Here is a 23967-nt window from a genome sequence, read left to right as displayed (position 1 = left end):
AGGCAGGATTTTTTATCGGGCTTTATGACCTGCTCCTCAAAAGCAGCAAGACAAGCTACCTCCCTCCTACCCGCTCAAACGCCCATCGGGGGCGTAGCGCAACTCGCCCAGCTCTACCAGGTCGCGCAGCAGGGCGGTAATGGCGGAGGCCTGGCCGGGGGCATAGTGGGTGAGCACCTCGCGGGGCGTTTGGGGCGTGGCTTTGACTAGCTCCAGCAGCTGGGCGCGCAATTCGGGCAGTGGCACCGAGTCCTGGCGGGCCTTTTTGCGGGCCAGGCAGAAGTCGCATACGCCGCAGGCGGGCGCATCCAGCTCGCCAAAATACGCCAGCAGCAGCTGCTGGCGGCAGCGGCCTCCAGCGGCATATCGAATTACCGAATCGGTTTTGTGGGTGGCCAGTTCGCGCTGTTTGGTCAGGCGCTTCTGGTCCAGCGGTAGCTTGTCGGCGTCGTGGCGCGGAGTAGTGAACAGGGCCTGGGGCGACTCGTGGCGGGGCTGGAACTGGATGACGCCCGAGCGGTGCAGAAACAGCAGCATCTTGCGCAGCTCTACTACACTCAGGCGCAGGTACTGGGCGATGCTGTTCTCCGAAATCCGCTGGAAACCAGCAAACAGCTCGCCGCCATGCAGGCGCAGCAGGCTTTTGATGAGCTGGTCGTGCTGCACGTTAGCCACCTGGAAGCGGTAAAGGTCGGTGTGGTCGATGGGAATGTGGACCCGGGCGGGGTTGCTGACGGCCTCGTTCAACTGCACGAACCCTTCGCGGGCCAGGGTGCGCAGACTGTTATGGGCGTCGAGGGCCTTTATGCGGTAGGTTTCGGCAAACTGCTGCAGGTCAAAATCGAAGGCCACCAGCTCGCCGCCGCCCACGGCCGTACGCGAGAAGTTGGCCAGCGCCTGGTACACACGGCGCACCGTATCGAGCGGTGGGTAGCTGAGGCGGGTGCGGCGGCGCAGCTCGTCGGCGTCGGCGGGGCCGCTGAGCAGCACGGCGAAGGCATATTTCTCGTCGCGGCCGGCGCGGCCGGCTTCCTGGTAGTAGGCTTCCAGATTGTCGGGGGCCTCCAGATGTACTACCAGCCGCACATCGGGCTTGTCGATGCCCATGCCGAAGGCGTTGGTGGCCACGATGCAACGGGTTTTGTTCTGCATCCAGTCCTGCTGCACGCGGGTGCGCTGGTCGGAGGGCAGGCCGGCGTGGTAGGCGGCGGCCGACAGGCGCTGCTGCTGCAGGTAGGCGGCGGCGTCCTCGGTCTGGCGGCGGGTGCGGGCATACACAATGCTCGTTTTGTCGGCCCCGACTCCGCGCACCACTTCCAGCATCCGCCGAAACTTGTCCTCGGTTTCGAGCACCGAGTACGAGAGGTTGGGCCGGGCAAAGCTCTGCTGAAACACGCGGTGGGTGCTGCCAAACACCAGTTTCTCCACGATATCCTGGCGTACCTGCTCGGTGGCAGTGGCCGTGAGGGCAATGCAGGGCACACCCGGCAGCAGCGCCCGCAGCTCGGCAATACGCAGGTAGGGCGGCCGGAAATCGTAGCCCCACTGCGACACGCAGTGGGCCTCATCAATGGCCAGCAGGCTTACTTTCATCTTGGCCACCCGCGCCCGGAACATATCGGTCAACAGCCGCTCGGGGCTTACGTACAGGAATTTTACCGGCCCGTACACGCAGTTGTCGAGGGTCTGATCAATTTCCTGGTGGCTCATGCCGGCGTACACGGCTTCGGCCTTCACGCCCCGCTGGCGCAGGTTCTCCACCTGGTCCTTCATCAGCGCAATCAGCGGCGACACTACCAGGCAGAGCCCCGGTCGAGCCAGCGCGGGCACCTGAAAGCAGATGCTTTTGCCCCCACCGGTAGGCAGCAGCGCCAGCGTGTCGTGCCCGGCCAGCACTGCCCGGATGATGTCTTCCTGCAGCGGCCGGAACCGGGTGTGGCCCCAGGTCTGGCGCAACACGTGCAGAATATCGTCGGTGGCTTGCTCGGGCATGCGGCAAAGGTACACGACGGGCTTGTAGGGCTAGGCGAATGAACCGTTCGTCTAGCCCACGAGATTTACGCCTTTAGGCCGGCCTCCTGGGCCTCCTCCTCGCGCTCTTCCTGCCGGCCCTCCTCAATTTTCTCTACCGCCTCCTGCTTGTCAGCCGCGTCCGGCTCTTCCAGTTTTTCCTCCTGTTCTGCCTTGTCATGGGGCTCAAAGCTGAGCTTGATATAGATGGGGAAGTGGTCGGAGCCAACATAGGGGAGCCGCGCCATGTCATCTACTTTAAAGTGCGGTGACACGAATACATGGTCGAGGGGCCAGCGCAGCAGCCGGTATTCGGCATGAAAAGTAGGTAACAGGCCGCGCCCCACCCGCGGGTCGAGCAGGCCACTGATGCGCCGGAACAGCTCGGAGGTGTGCGACCACGCCACGTCGTTCATGTCGCCGAACACAATGGTGGGCTCGTCGCGCTTTTCCAGTTCGCGGCCTACCAGCAGGAGCTCGGCGTCGCGGCGGGTACTGGTTTCCGACTCGGCAGGAGCCGGGGGCTTGGGGTGCAGCCCGTACACGCGTACCCAGGTACGGCCGTCGGGCAGCTGTACCTTCGCATGCACGCTGGGCACATCATCGTCGATCAGGTATTTGATTTCGCAGCCATCGAGCGGCAGGCGCGAGAAAAACAGCAGCCCGTAGGTATTGTCGAGCGGCTCGTGGCAGGTGTAGGGGTGGGTTTTCTCCATGGGCTTCAGCTGCTGATGCCACCACTCATCGGTTTCCACCGCCATAATAATGTCAGCATCGGCCGCCTGCAGCACCTGCAGGGCTTTATCACTCTGCTTATTGTACTGCAGCACGTTCATCATCACCAGGCTCAGATGGCCTTCACCGTCGGTGCGGGTACTATCGCCCACATGCTTGCCGGCCAGCGGCGTATAAGGCAGAATCCGGAACATCTGGTAGCCGGTAGCCAGCGCCACACTCGCCAGTAGCGCCGGCATCCAATACGTGTCTCCGGCAGGTTGATGCCAGCCCAGCAGTACGCCCGCCACCAGCACCAGCACCAGCACGCCCACAATTTGCAAACGCGGAAAATCAAACACCCGAATCCACCAGATTGTATGCCGCAGCAGCGGCAGCAGGGTAGCAATAAGAGCGGTGGCAGCCAGCAGCAGCACAAGAGCCTGCGCCAGCGTGAGCCAGGTAAATTCGTCGAAGTGAAGCACTAGACAGGAAATTGGGATAAGAAAGAAGCCGTTCGGCCGTCCTCCGGGCGTGGTGCAAAGCTACAATTAGCGCTTTACGCACCCACCGCCAAGGGGTTGTTTTCGCTAAAAGTAGGATTTTCCCCGTGTTCGTGCCACAAAGGCTCGTACCTTTGCCGGCCATACCCTGCCCGCCCCTATGGATATTCTGCTCGCCACGTTCACTACCCTGTTCTCCGTGGTCAATCCGTTCGGTGCCATGCCGGTTTTTCTGTCCCTGACCGAAAGCGACACCCCGGCCGAGCGGGCCAATATCGGCCTGAAGGCCTGCCTGTCGGTGCTGGCGGTGTTGTCGGTGTCGTTTTTCGCGGGTCAGTACGTACTCAACTTCTTCGGTATCAACATTCACCACCTGCGCATTGCGGGCGGCATCCTGCTTATGCGCTCGGCTTTCGATTTGCTCACGCCTGGCGGTAACCGCAGCAAAGTGTCGCAGGAAACCATTGAGGCCAGCCGCGAGAAGGACGACATCAGCTTCACGCCCCTGGCCATGCCCATGCTCTCGGGTCCTGGCGCCATTGCCGTGTGTATCAGCCTGTACACTAATAAGCTCACGTATTCCGATATGGGGCTAATTTTCGCCGGCTTCGTGCTGGTGGCGCTGGCCGTCTACATCATCCTCATGTCGTCGCTCCGGCTCACGCGCTTCCTGGGCCGCCCGGGTCTGGCCGCGCTGGCCCGCATCATGGGCTTTATCACGCTGGCCATCGGCGTAAACTTTATCATGACCGCCATCAAAGCCTTGTTCGTAAACTAGGTGTTAGCTGAGCGCTATTGCTTGATAGCTCTCACTCATCAAACTTACCAGAGGCCCTTTTCAACAGAAAGCTAACGGCTACCAGCTATTAGCTAACAGCTAAAAAAACCGTGCTCAAAAACGACCTGCTCCTGCGCGCCGCCCGCGGCGAAGAAACCGAACGTACTCCTGTGTGGCTCATGCGTCAGGCGGGCCGGATTCTGCCCCAGTACCGCGCACTGCGGGGCCGGCTCAGCGGCTTCAAGGAGCTGGTAGAAACCCCCGAGTTGGCCGCCGAAGTCACCATCCAGCCCGTCGATGCGCTCGACGTGGACGCCGCCATCATCTTCTCCGATATTCTGGTGGTGCCCGAGGCCATGGGCCTGACCTACGAGATGGTGGAAGCCAAAGGCCCGCTATTCCCCGAAACCATAAAAACGGCCGCCGATGTAGCCCGCATGCGCATTGCCGACCCCGAGGAGCACCTGGGCTACGTGCTGGAGGCGCTGCGCGTCACCAAGCGCGCACTCAACGGCCGGGTGCCGCTCATCGGTTTTGCCGGCGCCCCCTGGACTATTCTGGCTTATATGGTAGAGGGTCACGGCTCGAAAACCTTCAGCAAGGCCCGCGGGATGCTATACCAGAACCCGGAACTGGCCCACGAGCTGCTGCGTAAAATCACGGCTACTACCATTGCCTATCTGCAGGCCCAGGTAACGGCAGGCGCCAACCTCATTCAGGTGTTCGACTCCTGGGCCGGCATTCTGCCGCCCGCGCACTACCAGGAGTTCAGCCAGCGCTACATTGCCGAAATCTGCGCGGCTCTGCCCAACGTGCCGGTAACGGTATTTGCCAAAGGTGCCTTCTGGGCCATGGAAGACTTCGCCGCCCTGCCCTGCCGCACTATCGGCCTCGACTGGAACCAGGACCCGCGCACCGTTCGCCCGCTGGTGGGTGACAAAACACTGCAGGGCAACCTCGACCCCTGCGCCCTTTACGGCACGCCCGCGCAGGTTCAGGCTGCTACCAAGGCCATGCTCGACCGGTTCGGCCCCCAGCGCCATATTGCCAACCTCGGCCACGGCGTGTACCCCGACACCGACCCCGACAATGTGAAGGTCTTCATTGAAACGGTAAAGGAGTACAGCACCCGAATGCGGGGGTAGCGTCGTTTTCTTCGGCTACAATGGCCCGCCAGCTTCAGGTGCTCCACTACGAAACTGACGGGCCGTTTCCGTTTTGTCGTGTTCTTTGTGGCTTATCCGTTTGCTATGCCTTCCTTGCTCACCCGCCTTACAGCCCGTTCCTGGTTCTGGTTCGGTATTGCGTTTCTGTTGTTCGGAATACACATATTTACCTCCCGTTTCCACATCCAGGTTTACGATGCCAATGGCTACCGGGAGTTGGCATACAAGCTATACAATGGGGATGATTTCGCGCTGCTCCGCTTCGACAGTGCCCTACGCGGCTACCTGTACCCGTTACTGTACGTCCCAATAGTCGCGCTGGCCAACGCCCAGAACATTGTCTCGGAAGAGGCCATGATTAAGCTTGTAGGGGCTCTGGTAGCTGGCGCCATGTTTGGATGGCTGCCGGCGCTGCTGTGGCAGCGCGTCACCGGCACGAAGCTCACACCACTGCGGCGGGGGGTATTCATCATTGCCGGATTTTTGCTCTGGCGGGACTACTTCAACTATATGCTCACCGATTTTCCGGCCGTAATAGGGCTGGTAGGAGCACTGTGCCTGATCCTTCCACGCCCTACCCTGGGAAAAAGTCTGCTGGCGGGCCTGCTGGTGGCGGCCGTCATCAATATGCGGCCCGTTTATCTCGTGGGCTTACCATCGGTGCTGGCGGTGGGCAGCTGGTTGGCTTACCACGACAGCACCCGGCCGTGGCACATTGCGGTGAGCCGGTTTTTAGGCGCTTACGCTCTTGGATTCATGCTGTTGAGCTTACCGCAATGGTACATCAATTGGGAAAACTTCGGGATTAATCGTCCGCTCGTCATTGGCATTGACTACACGGACCCGGCTATGGTAAAAGCCGGTGACCTGTACTTGCAGAAAATCACTGACGGGTTTACGGTTCAGAAATATGAAACCGGCATTGCAGTCGATTATACCAACGCCCAGGTCCAATACCTGGATCTGAGCGGAACAGCACTGCTGGCACTGGATTTCAACAAGAAAATGGATTCCTACGGCGAATACCTACGGTTCGTACTGCGTCATCCACTGGACATGCTTGGCCTCAATGCCCGTCATCTGTTCAACGGGCTCGATGTGCTCTATCCTACCCCCTATCTCTACCGGGTATACACTACCACGGGCTTTCTGGCCGGGATGAATTACACCCTCTTATTCGCGGCCATCATAATCTGCATGCTGCGCTTCAACCAACTCACCGTTACGCACATCCTCCTAGTGTCGGCCCTGGTAATCCCTGCCCTGATATCGGTACCGCTGCCCGTAGAGTGCCGATATCTGTTGCCGCTGCACCTGCTCCTAGTGGCAATTGCCTGCTTCGGATGGCCAGCCATTTGGTCGTGGCGCCGCTTGGCTCCTTACCGGCTACCGCTGGTGCTAACGTATTTGCTGTTCCTAACCATCTGCTTTACCCTTTCCGGTACCACGCAGGCATTGCTGAGAGAGGGCCCCAAGCTCATCAACTAACTGCTCCCCATAACCGAGCCTACGCAATACGAACAGCGGTTGAAATCAGCCGACGCTCAGATTTAGGCCCAGGCGCTCGGCTTCCAGCAGCAGCTTCTGCTTTTCAATGGGCACCACGCCCACCTGCTCGCACACCAGCCCGCCGCCCAGGTTGGCCAGTGCGGCAGTGGCCGCAACCGGCAGGTGCAGGGCCACGCACAGCGCGGCAATGCTGATAACGGTGTCGCCGGCGCCCGACACGTCGGAAATGGTGCGCAGGTGGGCCGGCAGGTAGGTTTTCTGCTCCTGAAGCTGGGCAAACACACCGTGCTCCGACAGTGTAACGAGTACCGTTTCGGGCTGTAGCAATTCGCGCAGCCGGGACACGGCTGCCTCGAAACCGGCCCGGTCGATGGTAGGGTCGCCGAATTCGAGCTTGAGCCCTTCGCGTAGCTCCTTGAGGTTGGGCTTGAACAGGGTGCAGTGCCGGTAAGCCAGGAAGTTCCTCTTTTTAGGGTCGACCACGGTGGGCACTCCCCGCTCGCGGGCCAGGCTGATGAAGTGGCGGATATTACTCTCAGTGAGTACGCCCTTATCGTAATCCTCGAAAATGACCACATCGGCCCGCGCCAGCAGCTGGGCAAAACGGGCCGTGAGGGCCTCGTTTTCGGTAGCATCCGCTTCCGTTTCTACTTCGGAGTCGATGCGCAGTAGTTGCTGGCCGTGGGCCAGGATGCGTTGCTTGACCGTAGTGGGCCGGGTGCCGGAACGCACAATGCCCTCGGCCGACAGCCCGTTTGCTTCCAGCCGCTCCAACAGCTGGTCGCCGCCCGTATCCTGCCCGATAAGGGCGCACAGCAGCGGCGTTGCGCCCAGCGCCTGCACGTTCAGCGCCACATTGGCCGCGCCACCCAGGCGCTGCTCGGTACGGCTCACGTTCACCACCGGCACCGGCGCCTCGGGCGAGAGGCGCACTGAGCGGCCCCACACGTAGGCATCAAGCATCACGTCGCCCACAATAAGCACGGTCAGCTGGTTGAAAGCGGCAAAAAGTTCGGGCAGCGAAGCGGGCGGCAGGGCAACAGGCATCAGAAACGAATTGATTCAGCAGCCGCAAAGGTAGTTTAGTATTGAGTACAGAGTACAGAGAGGTGAGACAAGGAACGTCATTCAGAGCGCCGCGAAGAATCTTGCTTGGTAATCATTGCGCAATCACCATTCAACGATTACAGGAGAGATTCTTCGCGGCGCTCTGAATGACGTTCCTTGTCTCACCTCTCTGTACTCTGTACTATTTCAGCTTCGCCAACGATACCTTGATCCGCTCAAAGGCTTCGCGAAGCTTATCGTCGGCGGCGGCGGTGCTGAAGCGCAGGCAATCGGGGGCGCCGAAAGCGGCTCCATCGACGGCCGCCACATGGGCATCGTTGAGCAGGTACATGGCCAAGTCGGAGGCCGTAGCAATGGTTTCGCCGGCAGCTGTAGTGCGGCCCAGGTAGCCGGTTACATCAGGAAACAGGTAGAAGGCGCCGCTGGGCACGTTGGTCCGGAAGCCGGGAATGTCGCGTACCAGCTCCAGCACCAGGTCGCGGCGGCGGCGGTAAGCGGCTACCATTTCATCGGCCGAGGCGCGGCCGCCCTCCAGGGCCGCAATGCTGGCCCGCTGGGCAATCGAGCAGGTGCCGGAGGTAATCTGACTCTGGATTTTCTCGCAGGCGGCGGCAATTTCGCGCCGGGCGGCCAGGTAGCCCACCCGCCAGCCGGTCATGGCATAACCCTTCGAGAAGCCATTGATGGTAATCACCTGGTCCTTCACTTCATCAAATTGAGCCAGGCTCACATGCTCGCCTACGAAGTTGATGTACTCATAAATTTCGTCGGCCAGCACATGGATGTGGGGGTGGCGGGCCACCACGGCGGCCAGCTCGGCCAACTCCTCACGGCTAAAAACGGCGCCGGTGGGGTTGCAGGGCGAAGAGTACATGATGAGGCGAGTCTGGGGCGTAATGGCAGCCTCCACCTGCGCGGCCGTCACCTTGAAGTTGTTCTCGAATGCCCCAATCAGCGGCACGCTTACGCCTTCAGCCAGCCGCACCATTTCCTCGTAGCTCACCCAATAAGGCGAAAACACAATCACCTCATCGCCCGGGTTCACTAGGCTCAGCACGGCGTTAGCCAACGACTGCTTGGCCCCGGTGCTCACTACAATGTTTTCGGGCAGGTACTCCAGCTGGTTATCGCGCCGGAACTTGTCGCAGATAGCCTGCCGCAACTCCAGATAGCCGGGTACGGGCGTGTAGAAAGTGTAGCCCTCATCCAGGGCCTGCTTGGCCGCATCCTTGATGTATTGGGGCGTCTGGAAATCAGGCTCGCCAAAACTCAGGCTAATCACATCGACGCCCTCGGCTGCCAGCGCCCGGGCCTTTTTAGCCATGGCAATAGTTTGCGACTCCTGCATGGCATTGATGCGGTCGGAGAGAACAAGCGGGGCGCGGTCGGTGGCGGCAGTAGCGGACATAATCGGGGCTGAGGATGGGTGGAATGGTAAAGGTAGAAGGTAGGCGATTAGGGATTATGAAGGCACATCATGCGGAGCGCAGCCGAAGCATCACTACCCCTTCGTTGTAGTCGGCGGGATTAGCACTGCGATAGAAATGCTTCGACTGCGGCTCTGCATCCTGGCTCAATTCGCCACATGCTCCGCATAATGTGCTGTTACTCCTCCCGGCCCAACTGGCGCAGGCACTGGGCCATAATGCGCCAGTCGGTAGCGGGGTGGTAGTCCTTGGCATAGAGCAGCTCCAGGCGGCGTTGAGTAGCCTCATCGAGCGCACCGGTGGCGGCAGTGGCGGCGGCATCGGCGGGCGAAAGGATGGCGCGGGCCGCAGCCTGCGGAGCGGTAGCGTGGCGCAGGCCCACCCAGGTGCGCGAGCCCACCAGCACCCGTAAACAGTTGCGCAGGAACCCCGCTTTGTGCTGCTCAAACCACACCAGCACCGGGCTTAGCGCCAGCAGCAGCAGGCTGATGAGCATATCGAGCAGGCGCTTATTGCGCACTTGCTCGGGACGAAACAGGTTAAGCGTGATATCGAGGGCGTAGTAGTCGCCGGGCGAATCCTTGCCCGAGCTGCCGATGATGTACTGGCTACCGGGGGGCAGAATTTTAAACGCCACCGGCGGATGCTGGGGCAGGCCGGCCATCAGCCCGATAATCTGACTCGCGGGCAGGTCGCGGCCGCAAAAAACCAGCTCATCGAGCCCGTAGATGCGGATGATGTCTTCCAACTGGCGCACCTCGCCCAGCAAATCGTCGGGCGGCGGCGCGGCTTCGGCAGACGGAACTGGTGCGGCGGCTGGCTCCACGTAGCCGATAATGCGGGCCGGCACGGCAGCCTGCTCCAGCAGCTGGCGCACCCGGCGGCTTTCCTCAGCCGAACCCACGATGCCCACGTTTTTCTGCTGGTTCTCGCTTAGACTAAAGCGGCGGTAGCGCAGGAAATTGCCCGCTGCCCGACGCAGCAGCAGTGCCGCCACGGCCCACACGCCCCCCAGCAGAATGAGGGCCTTAGAGAAGCGCCAAGCGTCGAGGAAGTTACTAAAGGCCGAAATCAGCAGCGTACCCACCACGATGCCGCGCACCAGCCGCCCGGCCCGCAGCGGCCGGTCGTAGGCCCCACTCAGAAACGCCGAACCCAACCACACGGCAATGTAGGCGGGCACCGCCATCAGCATGTACTGCTCGGGGTAGGGCTCGCGCACATACTTGTGGTTCTGCTCCCAGTAGTTTTTGAGCAGGTACATGCCCGCGTACAGCAGGCCCGCGTCGAGCAGTACCGGGGCGGCGCGCAGCAGCAGCCGCTGAGCCACCGCCGCGCCCGCCCGCAGCCAGATGGCCGCGTTTATCAGCACCGAAAACAGGCCCGCCCGTTCGGGGGCAAAGTGCTTACGGGCAAAAATCACCATCGCCCTATAAAACACGAACACGTAGTTGACGCTCGTGCGCTTGGTGCTTTCGCCCTTGTAATGGATGATGCGGGTGCCGGGGTAGTAGTAGTTCTGCCAGCCGCCCTGCGTAAGTCGGTACGAGAGGTCAATGTCCTCGCCGTACATGAAGTAGTCCTCGTCGAGCAGCCCTACTTCAGCCAGCGCTGCCTGGCGCATCAGCATAAAGGCCCCGCTGAGCACCTCTATTTCGTGAGTTTCGTTGGGGCTGAGGAAGCCCAGGTGGTAGCGACCGAAGCGCCGCGACTTCGGAAACAGCCGCGCCAGCCCAAATATCTTGTAGAAAGCCACCGCCGGCGTGGGTAAGCCACGCTTGCTTTCGGGCAGAAAACGGCCCTGCCCGTCGAGCATTTTCACACCCAGCCCACCGCAGCGCGGGTGCTCGTCCATGAACTCGCAGCACAGCCGGAAGGTGTCTTCCTCCACTACCGTATCGGGGTTAAGCAGCAGCACGTACTGGCCCTCAGCTATGCGCAGGGCCTGGTTGTTGGCCTTCGAGAAACCTGGGTTATCGTGGTTGGCAATGAGCGTGACCTCCGGAAACCGGGCCCGCACCATGGCCACCGAGCCGTCGACCGAGTTGTTATCGACCACGAATACCTCCAGCGGCCGGCCCAGCTTCTCGCCCGCCCGCCGTACCGACAGCAGCGCCTGCTCCAGAAAGTAGCAGACGTTGTAGTTGACGATAATGACGGACAGGACAACTTCTTCGGGCGGCACAGGGCGGAGCGTCGGCGGTTAGGGCCGCGAAAGTTACACACAAGGGCTGTAGCGCGAGAAATTCGCTTGGCAAGCCAATCGTCTGTCATCCTGAGCGCAGCCAAGGACCTAGCCAGAAGCTAAATTCAACAAAGAATAGCCTCTGATCAGGTCCTTCGCTGCGCTCAGGATGACAGACCATTTCAACTTCCTGCTGCTTACAGCGCCTGGCGCTGGCGGTCGACGATGCTGCGGCCGAGGGTAATTTCGTCGGCGTACTCCAGCTCGCCGCCCATCGGAATGCCACGGGCGATGCTGCTAAGGTGCAGCTCGGGCTGGTCGCGCAACTTGCGCGAGAGGTAAAAGGCCGTCGTGTCGCCTTCCATCGTGGGGCTAATGGCGAGGATAACTTCCCGGATTTCGGAGCCCTCGCGCGTTATGCGCTCCAGCAGCGAATCGATGTTGAGGTCGCCGGGGCCGATGCCTTCAATGGGCGAGATGACGCCGCCCAGCACGTGGTACATACCCTGATACTGGGCCGTATTTTCAATGGCAATTACGTCGCGGATGTCCGACACCACGCACACCGTGCTCTGGTCGCGCAGGTGGTTGGCGCAGATGGCGCACTCGGGCGTGTCGGAAATATTGTGGCAGGTGTCGCAGTAGCGAATCTCGAAGCGCATTTTAGCCAGCGCCTCAGCCAGGGAGGCCGTGGTGTCGGTTTCGGCCTTCAGCAAGTGCAAAGCCAGCCGCAGCGCCGTTTTCTTGCCTACCCCCGGCAGCTTCGAGAGCTCCCCAACGGCGTTTTCAATTAGCTTGGAAGGAAACTCCATTTAGTTAGCTGTTAGCTGAAAGCTTTTAGCTGTTAGCTTTTTCGCCCTCCACTCCCGCAGAGAGCTAGCAGCTAAAAGCTTTCAGCTAACAGCTCGAATTATAAAATATCGGCCGAAATGCCGCGGTCGTGGATGGCGGTGCACATGCTGGCCAGCTCATCGTAGCTGCCGTGCTTAACGGTGCACTGGCCTTTATAATGGATGAGCAGCGTGCATTGCTCGGCCTGCTCGGGCTGGTGCCCGCACACATCAACCAGGGTTTTTATCACGTGGTCGAAGGTGTTATGGTCGTCGTTGTACACGATAAGGTCGCGCACATCCGTCGTTTTTTCCAAGAGCAGAACGTCCTCGTCGTACTCGATTTGCGGGTTGCTGTTCATGGCACAAAAATACGAAAAACCGGCCAGAAAACTGGCTGCTACGTCCTTGGCAGCCGGGTATAACAGGGCAGCCCGCCGATTCGTTTCCGGGTTCCGTAAAAGAGTTTCGACGAAGCCTGCGCAGCGGTTTTGCGGCTCCTGCGAAGGCCCCGACAATTTTTAATTCGTCAATTTTATTTTTTAATCGAACCCAATGCCCGTCCCGTCCGCCGATTTCAAGCGTGCCCTCAAACAGCTTTCCGATAAGGAGAAGGAAGCCCTGCTACTGCGGGCCGCCCGCCGCGACGCCGAGCTGTACGACACCCTCTGCTTCGAGCTGCTGCCCGACGTGGACGCGGCCACGGTGTACGAGCAGGCCTCCGACCAGATTCACGAGCTGTTTGCGGTGGGTGCCACCGGGCGGCTGCTTAACCGCAGCCTCACCAAGGCGTTGAGCAAGACGGTGAAAGAGGTGGCCCGCGCCCGCCGCATTACCAAGGACAAGCGCCTGGAAATCGACCTAAACCTGTACGCGTTGCGCCATATCTTCGAGAACTACACCGGCCAGTTCGAGAGCCCGTACGCGGGCTTTTTTACGGCCACGGCCCGGTTGGCGGCCCGCACTACGCAACTGGTACAGAAGAATCTGCACGAAGACCTTTGGCTCGAATACAAAGCCGACCTCGACGACTTCCTGACCCAGCTGCACGCCCGCAGCAAGAGCCGCAGCCTCAAGTTCGAGTTACCCCGCGAACTGGTATTAGCCGACTGATATAGGTTCGGAAAATGATGTCGATTAGGCAATTCACAAAAAGTTATAGACTGGGCTAACAAAAAGTATAAATTTTATCATTGGCTGGCACAAAGCGGTTCTACCGCTCTATACATTTGGTCGGAATATCAGCGTGTGGTATTCTGATCCTATCATTCTCATCGTATTTATATGCGAAAAACATTTACCCAAGTGGCAGCCGTTCTCTCGGCTGCCGTTCTGCTGTCGGGCTGTGCCGGTAGCTACCACGCTATCCAGCCAGAGCGTATCACCTCGTACCAGTCGGCTGCTCCGGCAGGTGCTCCGGTCGATTTCAGCTACCGCTACAGCGCGCTGCTTACCAACGGAGCCAACAAAAAGTATGTAAAGAAGGAGCGTAAGCGCGGTTACCAAGTGGTGGCTGTGCAGCTGCGCAATAACACGGCCAATGAGATTAACTTCTCCCGCGACCTGGAACTGACCTTTGCCGACCGGCCTATCCAGCCGGTTTCCTCCATGCAGGCCTCCCAGGATCTGAAGCAGGGCGTGGCCATTTATCTGCTGTATGTGCTGCTGAACTTCAATGTTGGCAGCTACACCACTGTAAATGGACAAATAACGGAAGACAACCGAGTCTTCCTCCCTACCGGTCCGTTTATTGCCGGCGGCAACATGTTGGGAGCCAGTGCGGCCAACAAAAACATGCGCAACGAGCTGGCCCGCTACGACCTGACCAACAAAGTGCTGCGGCCCGGCGAAACCGTATATGGTATTATGGCCCTGCGCGAAACCAACGTAGCTCCGCTCAAGCTCACGCTCCGCAACAGCGCGGCCACTGCTCCGGCCACCACGCCAGCCCCGGCGGCTGTGCCCAATGCCAGCGGGCAGTAAATCCTAGCTTCAGATTACACAAAAGGCCCCGCAACAACCGTTGCGGGGCCTTTTGTGTAGTGGGCCTAAGTTCTATATCCTAGGCTCGAAGCACTATTTTACTTCTTGGCAATTACGTTGAAGCTGAGCATGAACTCGTCCATGATGGCTTTGTCGCCGATGCTTTCGAAGAACGACTTGGAGCCGTACTTGATGTCGAACTTAGTGCGGTCGATGGTAGCCACACCGGTGGCCGAGGCTACACCACCTTTCACGCCGGTTTTGGCCGGGAAGCTGATGCGCTGGGTGATGCCCTTGATGGTGAGGTCGCCGGTGATGGTGGAGTTGTTGCCTTTGGCATCGCCTCGCAGCGGCGTGATGCTGGTGATGGTGAAGGTGGAAGTGGCGTTCTTATCGATGCTAAAGAAGTCATCGGAGCGCAGATGGCCCACCAGCTTGCCGTTGGAATCGGCATCCTTGATGTCCTCCACTTTCAGCGAGTTCATATCGACAACAAACTTGCCGCCTGTGATCTGGCTGCCGCGCACGGCAACGGCACCGCTCTGGAACTGCATGGTGCCATTGTGGGCACCGGTCACTTTTTTACCTTCCCAGCCCAGCGTGCTCAACTGAGGCTGCAGCTGATAAGCGGCCGCTGAGGCCGCTTGGGTCGAGGTGGTTTTAGCTTTTTTCTGGGCAGAGGCCGGGGCAGCACCCAGCAACGAAACGGCCAGCAGAGCGGGCAGGAAGAATTTGTTCATGACAAAAAGTGAAGAAGTGAAAAAAGCAAATGGGGAAATATGAGTTGCCGCCGCTAGTCGCGAATTTTATCGAGTAGCCGGCTGAGCTGATCAGCTTCGGTAGATGTGAGGTTCTGCACCCCGAACTGCTGGTCGTTCATAGCTGCATCGAGGCGTCCGAGCAATTCCAGGCCAGCGTCGCTGATGCGGATATCGACGGCGCGTCGGTTGCTGGGGCACACACAGCGTGTTACCAGCTCTTTGGTCTCCAGCTTATCAACAATGCGCGAGGCGTTGCTGGTTTTATCGAGCATGCGCTCAATCAGCAGGTTAACGGTAGCAGGCTTAGGGTGCTGGCCGCGCAGAATCCGTAGAATGTTGAACTGCGGCAGCGTGAGGCCAAACTGCTTGAAAAAGCCGCTTTGCTGCTGCTGCAGCCAGTTGGCCGTAAAAATCAGGTTGACGTGCGCCTTCTGGTAGTCGTCGCGGAAGGCAACCTGTTTGATTTCGTCCTCAATCTTCATGGGCAGCGGGGAAAGGCGGAACTGGCGACAAATATATGTACATACATTTAATTATCCGCGACAGTTCCGGTAATACATCAGGCGGGCAGACAACAACCGCGCCGCCTAGCCCAACGCAACGGCCTGAACGCCGTAAGCAGCTGCATTCTCTGACTTAACTTGCCACCCATGAAAAAAATACTCTGCGCCCTGCTGCTGGCCCTGGCCGCTACCCCGGCCCTGCATGCCCAGACGCGGCCCGCCGGCGAAGTGGCCGGCCCCGTCGAAACGTCCCCCTCCGACCGTTTTATGCTCCAGAACGGTGAGGTGGTGCTCATGAAGGGCCAGCGTGCTACCTCACTCAGCAAAAATGTACTACTGAGAAACGGCACCAAAATCAACTACAAGAGCGGCATTGTAGAGCTGCCCGGCGGTAAAATCACGACCCTGAAAGCGGGCGACTACGTGCGGCCCAACGGCGACATTGTGTTTGGCTCGCCGGCCAGCGCCGCTCAGGCCCGCGGCGACAACTCGGTGGCTGCTACTGCCGAGTTTAGCACCTACACCGACCCGCGCCCGGCCCCAGGCAACGCCGCCGCCATGGAAACCCGCCTGAACGAGATGAACGATAAAATCGGGCTAATGGCGCAGAAAATCGGCCTGCTCAACCAGAAAATCAGCCTGCTCAGCAGCGGCAGCAAAACCGCCGATACGTCGGCGCTGGACAGCCAGATCCAGGCTATCGACGCCAAGCTGAAGTAGAGTTTGGCTAGGTAAAACTTACCTGTCATCCTGACGAAGGAAGGACCTGCCCAGAAGCTAACCCGATTTATAGGTTAGCTTCTGGGCAGGTCCTTCCTTCGTCAGGATGACAGGTAAGTTTCATGCCTCACGCAGCAAGCCATTCTTCTCCTGCACCATCCCAAACGGCTCATCGCGTACAATCAGGAAGCCGTCGAGGTCGCACACGTCGGCCAGGGCGCTTATCTGCAGGGCCGACCAGATGCCGAGCGAGGTTTCGACCATGCAGCCGAGCATCGTTTGCAGGCCCTGGGCGCGGGTTTCGCGCAGGATGCGCAGGCCGTTGAGGTAGCCGCCGGCCTTCATCAGCTTCATGTTCACGCCATCAAACTGCCGGGCAATATCGGCGAAGTTGGCCCCGTCGGTGACGGACTCGTCGGCGAAAACGGGGCAGCCGAGCTGGCCTTTGAGGGCGCGGTAGTCGGCGGCGCAGGTGGCGGGCAGCGGCTGTTCGAGCAGGCGCACGCGCAGGCCGGGAAGGCGCTTCATCTGCTCCCAACTCTGGCGCAGGCTGTCGGCGTCGGGCCAGGCTTCGTTGCCGTCGATGATGAGCGGGTGGCCGGGTACTAGGCGCGTTACTTCGCGCAGCAGGTCAAGCCCCCCTTCACGATTCACTTTAATTTTCAGCAGCAGAAACCTGCTCAGGTCCTGCTCGCGCATGAAACCGGCCACCTCACCCGGTTCCATGATGGGCAATGTAGCCGCCGTGGGCACTGGCCCGGCCGGAGCGGGCACACCCAGGAATTCGGGTATGGACACCCCCTTACTGGCCGCCTCACGATGCACAAAGGCCGATTCGAGGGCAAAGCGGAGTGCGGCGGCTGGCTGGTGCTGGGCCAGGAAATCGGTTAGTTCGGCCAGGGTTTTGCAGTGGCCCAGGCCGGCAGCCTGCAGCTGTGCAAACTCCTGCTGCAGGCCCTCGGGCGTTTCGTGGTAGCGGATGTTGGGCGCCGCCTCGCCGCGGCCGGTGTAGCCGTCACCGGCAACCTGTAGCAGAAAATTGGTTTTGGAGGCCGAAGCGTTGCGGGCAATTTTCCAGGTAAAGCGCAGCGGTAGCGTCAGGGGCGTGAGCGTCCAGGTAAGCATAGGGCGGGGCGGCCGGATGGTGGGCAAGCCGCAGCCGAAGCTAATGGTTCGGCCGCGGTTCTCCGGCCGGGCCGCCTATATTTGTCGGATGCTGCTTTTGCAGGCAGCGCCAATTACCGCACTCCATCACTACTCCCACCAAACCGGCGGGTGCGTGCCCCGCACTCCTACACCGCATGAAAATATCCCGACTCACGCTCCTGGTTCTCGTTTTGTTCGCGCTGGCCGCCGGCCTCACGGTACTGGCCAGCCGCACCCTGCTCGACCCAACTGTGGCGCTGGCCGCCCGTTGGCTGTTTCTGGCAGCCCTCACCTGGGCCGCCTGGAAGCGCCGCTCCCTCACGTTCTGGATTGTCATCAGCATGTTCATCGGCGCTGAAATCGGCAACGACTACCCCGCCGTGGCCGTGAACCTGAAGGTGCTGAGCGACATTTTCCTGCGCCTCGTGAAAACCATCATTGCCCCGCTGGTATTCGCTACGCTCGTGGTGGGCATTGCCGGCCACGCCGACCTCAAGCAAGTGGGCCGCATGGGCGTTAAGGCCCTAGTGTACTTTGAAGTCGTCACCACGTTTGCCCTGTTCATCGGTCTGGCCGCCATCAACCTTACCAAGGCCGGCGCCGGCATCGACCGTACCGGCATTGCGGCCGATGTGGAGCAGCTGCAGACCGTGGAGCAGACCACCAGCGACATCATCCTGCACATCTTCCCCGAAAACATTGCCAAATCGGTGGCCAACGGCGAGGTACTGCAGGTGGTAGTATTCGCCCTGATTTTCGCCGTGGGCCTGGCCATGGTGCATCAGCGCCACCGCCAGCCCATGATTACGATTACCGAGAGCCTGTCGGAGGTAATGTTCAAGTTCACCAACGTGGTGATGTACTTCGCCCCTATCGGAGTGGGTGGAGCCATTGCCTACACGGTGGGCAAAATGGGCTTTGCGCCACTATTTAATGCTTTCCAGCTGCTACTCACGCTCTATGCGGCACTCATTGTGTTCGTGTTGGTGGTGCTGCTGCCGGTAGCCCTTATTGCACGCCTACCGGTCATGCGCATTGTAAAGGCCATTGCCGAGCCGGTAAGTATTGCCTTTGCTACTACCTCGTCGGAGGCGGCGTTACCACGGGCCATGGAAGCCATGGAAAGCGTGGGCGTGCCGCGCCGCATTGTGGCCTTCGTAATGCCCACGGGCTACTCGTTCAACCTCGATGGCACTACACTCTACCTCTCACTGGCGGCCGTGTTCGTGGCCCAGGCTGCGGGCGTCGACCTGACCTGGGGCCAGCAGCTGGTGATGGTGTTCACGCTCATGCTCACCAGCAAGGGCGTGGCCGGCGTGCCCCGCGCCTCGCTGGTTATCCTACTGGCCACGGTGGCCTCGTTCAATCTGCCAGCCTGGCCGGTGTTCATCATCCTCGGTATTGATGCGCTCATGGACATGGCCCGCACAGCCGTGAACGTAGCCGGCAACTGCCTGGCCTCGGCCGTGGTAGCCCGCTGGGAAGGCGAATTCATCGACAACTACGTAGCCCCCGACCCGGTTGACGACCTAGCCGAAACCGATAGCGCCTTGGTGCAACACAGCCACTAGGCTAGTGGAAGCGCGTCATTCAGAACATGACGCGCTACTTACCCAAAAGTGCCCCGCCGGTCTGAAACTGGCGGGGCACTTTTTTGTCCAAAAAGCGGGAGTTCCTTAATTATCCTGGAGCAGTTCCATTTTTTGTTATGCGAGTACTATAGCAGGCTTTTTTTTCATCAAACAACAGAAATCTTTTCCCTCAGTTTCCCCGTATTTTTGCATTTCTATCTGACTGACAGCTTACTGACTGAAATGTATATGAGGAATCTATATCGTGGTACTGCTTTGTTTCTGCTGGCTGCCTTGAGTCTGGGGAGCTGTAAGTCGACTGAAAAGGCTGTATTTCGGACTGTTCAAAGTAACAACTCGGTAGCCGTAGGCACGCTGCCCAGGCTGGAAGCCGTAGTAGATGCCGGACCGCTCACCACCAACTCCGAGGACGGCTACCCCGAAGACCCGCACAAAGTATTTCGCAAGGAGCTGTCCTATCATTTGGCCGAATCGGCCGCGACGGGCCTTGACGTAGGCCTCGACAGCGTGCAGTACGGCTACGCCAAGCTGCAGATTACCCAGGCCACGCAGCAGCGTACCGGCCGGGTACTGCAAATCTTTCAGATGCTGACGCTGATGACGCCCAGCCTGCTGGGCATTCCGCTGGAGTGGTACCGCACCGACGTCCGCGCCGAAGTACAGATTATTGATGCCCGCGGCGAAACCATTGGCACGTACACCGGCCAGGGCCGCAGCAAAGTACGCGTAGCCGTGTACCACGGCTATGGCCAGGGCCACGGCCACGCCTCCCGCCTCGCCGACGTGCAGGGCCTGCGCCTGGCCCTCGACCAGATCCGGCCCCAGCTGGAACAGGCCGCCGATACGCTGCGCCAGCAACTGCTCAGCACCGGCCCGGTACAGGAAGTAGTTGGGGTGTCGCTGGAGCAATAAAAGCCGTCGTTGGAGTGATGGAGTGAAGAGGTAGAAGGAAGTTGTCATCCTGAGCATGTTGCCCTTAACCTAAAATAACTCCTTTGCAACGGCCGGCGGGCAGAGATAAAGCCTAACTTTGTTTCCCGCAAAGTAGAGGAACCCAACCAGCAGCCCACCCGACCGTGAAAACCGGCCGGGTGTTCTTGTTTTGAGCTTTTCTGGTTTTCTATGCGGCCGCCACCAATCCGTTACCCCCACTGTGCATACTGCGGCCGAGGCCCCGGGCGTTACCCTGCCCCGTGTCGCATTATAAGGCCTTGTCCTGATCCGCAACCAAGCCCGCTCCGCCGCTCTGCCTACTCCCTTCCCACCCTTTTAAGCCACCCACCGTCCCGGCCGCCCTTTTCCTGCGGCACGGGACCATGCGCATACCACGCAATTACAACCTTATGACCTTCCGCTTCGTGCTGCGGGTCGAAAAAGCCAACGCCGGCGGCACCGCCCCGGTCTGCCTCTGCATCAGCGCGGGCGGCCGGCGGGCCTATTATTCCACCGCTATCCGTTTAGACCCCGCCGCCTGGGATACCATAGGCGAGAGGATGCCCGGCAACACCGACGCCGCCAAACTTACCAACAACACGCTCTCTGTTATCAAGGCCGAAGCCATTGCCCATATGCAGGCGCTGCCCGCCGGTCAGCGTTCGGCCGTGGCCGTGGCGGCGGTGCTGCGGGGCGTGGCCCCGGTGGCGGCCGTGTGCCTGCTGGCTACGGCCGAGCGGGTCCTTGCCCAGCACTTCGCGGCCCGCAACGTGAGCACGTACCAGAACTTTGCCCGGGCCACCCGGCTACTACGGGCCTGGCACGGCGCGGGCACGCTGGCCGAGACGGGCTTTGATGTGGAGGCGCGCAAGCGGTTCGTGGGCTGGCTGCTAATCGAGCACGCGCTCGATCCGGCCTCGGTGCGCACCTACCTCTCGGGCCTGGCTACGCTCTGGGCGCGGGCGGGGCTGATGAGTGAGCGGGGCCGGGGGCCGTTTGCCGGCATCAAGTTGCCGCGTAAGGTGCGGCGGCCCCGGGCTTCGCTCTCGCGCGAACAGCTTTCGGCCCTGGCCACCGGGTCGCTGCCAGCCTTGCAGCACGAGGCCCGGCGGCTCTACCTGGCCTGCTTCTACCTGCACGGCTCGCGCATCGGCGTGGTGCTGCAGCTGCGGTGGGCCGATGTGCGCGAGGGCCGGGTGTTCTACCAGGCCGCGAAGGGCGGGCCGCACAAGTCGGTCGTTATTTCGGCCCCGCTTCGGGCGTTGCTGGGGGAGCCCGGCCCGGCCGATGGGTTCGTGTTCGGCTACCTGCCCCCGGGCTACTTCACGGCCGATAAGCCCGGCCAGCACCGGGCCATCAAACGGGCCTGCGCCACGGTCAACTACCACCTGCGGGCCGCATGCGTGGCGCTGGGCCTGCCCGATAACATTCACCCGCATACGGCCCGGCACACGATGGCCCGCATGACGGTGGAGGCCACCGGGGGCGACATCCGGGCCGCGCAACACGTCCTTGGCCACAGCACCTACCAGCAGACGGAAGTCTACGTACGGTCGATGCTGACGGAAGAGGTCGACGCGGCGGCGGCTTCGGTCTATGATTCGCTGTAGGCCGTTTCTTTCGCGTTGTATCGTCACGGCGTACAACAAAAAGCCCGCCTCCATATTGGAAGCGGGCTTTTCTTTCGTGTTTCTTTCGTGTTTCTTTATTTATGGCCACCTCACAACTGCCCCGTGCTACACCACTTCACCGCCGCGCCCACGGCCCCGAGCAGCAGCACCAGCAGCAGCTTATGCCACCAGCGCGGGGCATCGGGGCCGTCGTAGGGTTCGGTGGTGTAGCGGGGCATGGGGGTAAGATAGGTGAAACGAACAGCCCGCCCGACGTGGTACGTTGAGCGGGCTGTTCAGGCATTCCGGCGCGGCCGGTTCTAAAGGTCCGGCTATGGTAGGCCGGACCGGAGTAATCCTATGACCGCATTTGAAGCGGGGTCAGATTAAGATTTCAAAGATACTACACCCGCCGCCGGCTCACGAACCGCCGGAGCCAGCCGGTGCCGTAGCCCACGCCGGGCGCGAGGCCGTGCAGCACCAGGCCCGCCAGCAGCAGCCAGCCGACGGTACTTGTAAGTCCGGTGAACAGACCTGTAACCCGTTGCCAGATGGTGCGCTTTGGGGCTTCCGTGCGCGTCTGCACGATGCCCGACCCGGCCGCTGCCTGGCCGTTCTTGGCCACCGCGGCTACGTTCACCACGGCGCTGTCGGTGGCCAGCGTAACGGGGGCGGCGTTCTTGTAGCTGGTGGCCACCGACGTAGCGGCCGGGGCGTTCACGGCGGCGCGGCCCTGGATTAGCGGCACGGTGCGGGGCTGGGCTCTGAGGTTGCGACGGTACTGCCGATGTTCCCGGCCGGGCGCGTTGGGGGCCGGGGCTACGGGGGTGGTTACTGGCAACGTGAGCGAGGCGGTTCGGCTAGACGCGCTAGACGTACTAGACGTGTTCTTAGACGCCGGCAGCGGCACTTGCAAGCCTGGGCTTGTGCTACTTGCGGGCTCCGGCTGGCTGGCCTTGCAGCCGGACAGCAGCAGGGCGGCGGTGAGAGCCAGCGCGGCTACCCGGATAAGGGCGCTCAGTCGTTCGGGGTTCTTCGGGCTCAGCTTCCGCAGTAGCTTATCGGTGCGGGCGGTGCGGCCCACGGCAAACGGCGCGTCACCGGCCGCGGTATTCAGCACCACATCGAACAGCAGCACCCGGCTCAGCAGCGCGGCCAGCAGGTGCGGCCACAGACTGGGCAGCAGCAGCGTCAGCACCAGGGGCAGCAGGTAGGCGGCGGTGCCGACGAAGTGCAGCGCGAAGTCGTGCCTCTTGGCTTCGGGGCCGGGCGGGGTGCTCCGGATGGCGGGCATCAGGGCTCCCTGCATCCATGCGAACAGGGCCGTGAAGGCGGGCCAGAACAGCAGCAGGGCCGTCATTAGGCGCGGGGCGGCTTGGGCGCGTTCAGGCCGGACTTAGGCCGCGCGGCGTTGTAGATGGCCCGGCCCACGGTCAGCAGCACGAACACGGCGGCCAGTCCCCACACGTAGGGAGTAGCGGGTGCGTAGATCAGGGGCATCAGCCAGCCGGCTACAACGGCAAGGATGGCGGCAATTACGAGGGCGGTTTTCATGGTCGTATGGGGTAAGGTGAGGTGATTAAGCTTTACAGTTCTTTTCGCCGGCCAGCACGCCCGCCCACCAGGGCCGCACGTCGAAGCCCGGACACGCCTTCACCCACTCGTTCGGGGTAATGATGCCGTCGCCGTTGCGGTCGGGGCTCAGGTCGCGGTGCCCGCACACATCGAGCGGGCCGTAGAGCTTCAGCCAGTGGTGAATGCGCTTGATGATGGTCGCGGCCTGCGCCTGCGTCATGGCCCCGTTGCCGATAAAGCAGACGTGCAGGGCCGTTAGGTTGAAGCCGGCCACGCCGTTGGTGTAGTCGGCATCCGGTTGCAGGCGGTGGGCCGTGCCATTGGGTTCTACAATGACGTGGTAGCCCGGCCGGCCTTTCCACGTGGGGTGGGCCGTTTTCCAGTAGTTGAGGATAGAGGGCACGGACTGCGTGGCGGCGGCCCCGGTAAAATGCACGATGATGCGTCTGAGCTTTCTCATGCTTCCTGATCGTCTTTAAGCGTGGGGCCGGGCGTGCCGGTCTGTTCGTTGGTGGCGAAGGCCCCGGTTTGCAGGTTCACAGCGTCCGGGGCCTTGTTTAAGTAGATGCCCAGCAGCGCGTCGCTCAGGGCCGATATGCAGTAGAGGAGCGTCAGCGTGCTCGCTTCTTCCTGGCTCAGCTGAGCCCAGCCCAGCACCCGGCATACCAGCGGCGCTGTGATGAGTGTAATTCCAGCCAGCAGCGAAATCACCGTGAAGGCGCTCAGCACGTTGCGGGCATCACGGAAGAAGTCTGTCCAGTTGGCGGCAGGCGTGTTGCGGCTCATCAGGCGGGGGCGTAATGTGAGGCCGGTATGAACACGGCGCGGTTCTCGCACCGCTCCAGTAGCACCCAGGCGTGCCGTTCGTTGGGGGCTAAGTGTATCACCTGACCCGGCTGGTACTCCGTGAAGCCGGTTTCCGTATCGAGCCGGCGTAGGTGCATCCGGCCGGCC

The 23967-nt window shown here is 60.9% G+C and carries 24 protein-coding genes; 9 read left to right on the top strand and 15 right to left on the bottom strand.

What is annotated here, in order from left to right; all coding sequences use genetic code 11:
• Positions 1-66: 66 nt before the first annotated feature.
• Positions 67-1992: a RecQ family ATP-dependent DNA helicase gene (locus HW554_RS03725; RefSeq protein ID WP_176907009.1), complete on the bottom strand. Its 1926-nt coding sequence runs from the start codon at positions 1990-1992 to the stop codon at positions 67-69.
• A gap of 65 nt (positions 1993-2057) precedes the next feature.
• Complete coding sequence (locus HW554_RS20545; RefSeq protein WP_218134581.1) at positions 2058-3209, bottom strand: endonuclease/exonuclease/phosphatase family protein; 1152 nt, start codon at positions 3207-3209, stop codon at positions 2058-2060.
• 178 nt (positions 3210-3387) lie between these two features.
• Between HW554_RS20545 and HW554_RS03715 the strand changes: the two genes are divergently transcribed.
• The 3 genes from HW554_RS03715 to HW554_RS03705 all read left to right on the top strand — a co-directional run bounded on the left by HW554_RS03715 (position 3388) and on the right by HW554_RS03705 (position 6659).
• Positions 3388-4005 carry a MarC family protein gene (locus tag HW554_RS03715; protein WP_176907008.1) on the top strand — a complete coding sequence of 206 codons (618 nt, stop codon included), beginning with the start codon at positions 3388-3390 and terminating at the stop codon, positions 4003-4005.
• Positions 4006-4115: 110 nt separating this feature from the next.
• A complete protein-coding gene (gene hemE / locus HW554_RS03710) occupies positions 4116-5150 on the top strand; it encodes a uroporphyrinogen decarboxylase (protein WP_176907007.1) in 1035 nt (344 codons plus the stop codon).
• A 105-nt stretch (positions 5151-5255) separates the two neighbouring features.
• The gene (locus tag HW554_RS03705) at positions 5256-6659 is read left to right on the top strand and encodes a hypothetical protein (protein WP_176907006.1); all 1404 of its coding nucleotides are present in this window, start codon (positions 5256-5258) and stop codon (positions 6657-6659) included.
• Positions 6660-6704: 45 nt separating this feature from the next.
• Here the strand turns inward: HW554_RS03705 and HW554_RS03700 are convergent, their stop codons facing one another.
• The 5 genes from HW554_RS03700 to HW554_RS03680 all read right to left on the bottom strand — a co-directional run bounded on the left by HW554_RS03700 (position 6705) and on the right by HW554_RS03680 (position 12552).
• Positions 6705-7727 carry a bifunctional heptose 7-phosphate kinase/heptose 1-phosphate adenyltransferase gene (locus HW554_RS03700; RefSeq protein WP_176907005.1) on the bottom strand — a complete coding sequence of 341 codons (1023 nt, stop codon included), beginning with the start codon at positions 7725-7727 and terminating at the stop codon, positions 6705-6707.
• A 202-nt stretch (positions 7728-7929) separates the two neighbouring features.
• Entirely contained in the window at positions 7930-9156 is a 1227-nt protein-coding gene (locus HW554_RS03695) for a pyridoxal phosphate-dependent aminotransferase (protein ID WP_176907004.1), read from the bottom strand.
• A gap of 197 nt (positions 9157-9353) precedes the next feature.
• Positions 9354-11360, bottom strand: a complete 2007-nt coding sequence (locus tag HW554_RS03690; RefSeq protein WP_176907003.1) for a glycosyltransferase — start codon at positions 11358-11360, stop codon at positions 9354-9356.
• Positions 11361-11557: 197 nt separating this feature from the next.
• Positions 11558-12172, bottom strand: coding sequence for a recombination mediator RecR (recR, locus tag HW554_RS03685; RefSeq protein ID WP_176899413.1), 615 nt, complete (start codon positions 12170-12172; stop codon positions 11558-11560).
• Between the two features lie 98 nt (positions 12173-12270).
• Positions 12271-12552 (bottom strand): ATP-dependent Clp protease adaptor ClpS, encoded by a 282-nt coding sequence (locus tag HW554_RS03680; protein ID WP_176907002.1) that lies wholly within the window; start codon positions 12550-12552, stop codon positions 12271-12273.
• Between the two features lie 193 nt (positions 12553-12745).
• Here HW554_RS03680 and HW554_RS03675 point away from each other — a divergent pair, with 193 nt between their 5' ends.
• Both HW554_RS03675 and HW554_RS03670 read left to right on the top strand, forming a co-directional pair.
• Positions 12746-13303 carry a hypothetical protein gene (locus HW554_RS03675; RefSeq protein ID WP_176907001.1) on the top strand — a complete coding sequence of 186 codons (558 nt, stop codon included), beginning with the start codon at positions 12746-12748 and terminating at the stop codon, positions 13301-13303.
• 171 nt (positions 13304-13474) lie between these two features.
• The gene (locus HW554_RS03670; protein ID WP_176907000.1) at positions 13475-14173 is read left to right on the top strand and encodes a hypothetical protein; all 699 of its coding nucleotides are present in this window, start codon (positions 13475-13477) and stop codon (positions 14171-14173) included.
• Between the two features lie 98 nt (positions 14174-14271).
• Here HW554_RS03670 and HW554_RS03665 read toward each other — a convergent pair whose 3' ends face one another.
• Positions 14272-14913, bottom strand: a complete 642-nt coding sequence (locus tag HW554_RS03665; RefSeq protein WP_176906999.1) for a YceI family protein — start codon at positions 14911-14913, stop codon at positions 14272-14274.
• A gap of 53 nt (positions 14914-14966) precedes the next feature.
• Positions 14967-15416: a MarR family winged helix-turn-helix transcriptional regulator gene (locus HW554_RS03660; protein ID WP_176906998.1), complete on the bottom strand. Its 450-nt coding sequence runs from the start codon at positions 15414-15416 to the stop codon at positions 14967-14969.
• A gap of 168 nt (positions 15417-15584) precedes the next feature.
• On the opposite strand from HW554_RS03660, the gene HW554_RS03655 reads away from it, so the two are divergent.
• Positions 15585-16157: a DUF6799 domain-containing protein gene (locus HW554_RS03655; protein ID WP_176906997.1), complete on the top strand. Its 573-nt coding sequence runs from the start codon at positions 15585-15587 to the stop codon at positions 16155-16157.
• 120 nt (positions 16158-16277) lie between these two features.
• On the opposite strand, the gene HW554_RS03650 is transcribed toward HW554_RS03655, so the two are convergent.
• Positions 16278-17309, bottom strand: coding sequence for an enolase C-terminal domain-like protein (locus HW554_RS03650; RefSeq protein ID WP_176906996.1), 1032 nt, complete (start codon positions 17307-17309; stop codon positions 16278-16280).
• Positions 17310-17458: 149 nt separating this feature from the next.
• On the opposite strand from HW554_RS03650, the gene HW554_RS03645 reads away from it, so the two are divergent.
• The 3 genes from HW554_RS03645 to HW554_RS03635 all read left to right on the top strand — a co-directional run bounded on the left by HW554_RS03645 (position 17459) and on the right by HW554_RS03635 (position 21438).
• Positions 17459-18874, top strand: coding sequence for a dicarboxylate/amino acid:cation symporter (locus HW554_RS03645; protein WP_176906995.1), 1416 nt, complete (start codon positions 17459-17461; stop codon positions 18872-18874).
• Positions 18875-19123: 249 nt separating this feature from the next.
• Entirely contained in the window at positions 19124-19807 is a 684-nt protein-coding gene (locus tag HW554_RS03640; RefSeq protein WP_176906994.1) for a hypothetical protein, read from the top strand.
• 431 nt (positions 19808-20238) lie between these two features.
• A complete protein-coding gene (locus HW554_RS03635) occupies positions 20239-21438 on the top strand; it encodes a tyrosine-type recombinase/integrase (RefSeq protein WP_176906993.1) in 1200 nt (399 codons plus the stop codon).
• Positions 21439-21548: 110 nt separating this feature from the next.
• Here the strand turns inward: HW554_RS03635 and HW554_RS20815 are convergent, their stop codons facing one another.
• The 5 genes from HW554_RS20815 to HW554_RS03615 all read right to left on the bottom strand — a co-directional run bounded on the left by HW554_RS20815 (position 21549) and on the right by HW554_RS03615 (position 23799).
• Positions 21549-21677: a hypothetical protein gene (locus HW554_RS20815; RefSeq protein ID WP_262889874.1), complete on the bottom strand. Its 129-nt coding sequence runs from the start codon at positions 21675-21677 to the stop codon at positions 21549-21551.
• A 164-nt stretch (positions 21678-21841) separates the two neighbouring features.
• Positions 21842-22798, bottom strand: a complete 957-nt coding sequence (locus tag HW554_RS03630; protein WP_176906992.1) for a hypothetical protein — start codon at positions 22796-22798, stop codon at positions 21842-21844.
• Positions 22798-22992: a hypothetical protein gene (locus HW554_RS03625; RefSeq protein WP_176906991.1), complete on the bottom strand. Its 195-nt coding sequence runs from the start codon at positions 22990-22992 to the stop codon at positions 22798-22800. The genes HW554_RS03630 and HW554_RS03625 overlap by 1 nt, the downstream gene beginning before the upstream one ends.
• Positions 22993-23017: 25 nt before the next feature.
• Positions 23018-23473, bottom strand: a complete 456-nt coding sequence (locus HW554_RS03620; protein WP_176906990.1) for a peptidoglycan recognition protein family protein — start codon at positions 23471-23473, stop codon at positions 23018-23020.
• On the bottom strand, positions 23470-23799 hold the full coding sequence (locus HW554_RS03615) for a hypothetical protein (protein WP_176906989.1): 330 nt from the start codon (positions 23797-23799) through the stop codon (positions 23470-23472). Before HW554_RS03615 ends, HW554_RS03620 begins: the two co-directional genes overlap by 4 nt.
• Positions 23800-23967: the final 168 nt, after the last annotated feature.

Origin of the sequence: Hymenobacter lapidiphilus, assembly GCF_013377885.1 — a bacterium.
In the GTDB taxonomy this organism is placed as follows: domain Bacteria; phylum Bacteroidota; class Bacteroidia; order Cytophagales; family Hymenobacteraceae; genus Hymenobacter; species Hymenobacter lapidiphilus.
The sequence above is the reverse complement of the archived record's forward strand: the minus strand, read 5'-3'. Positions and strand labels throughout refer to the sequence as shown.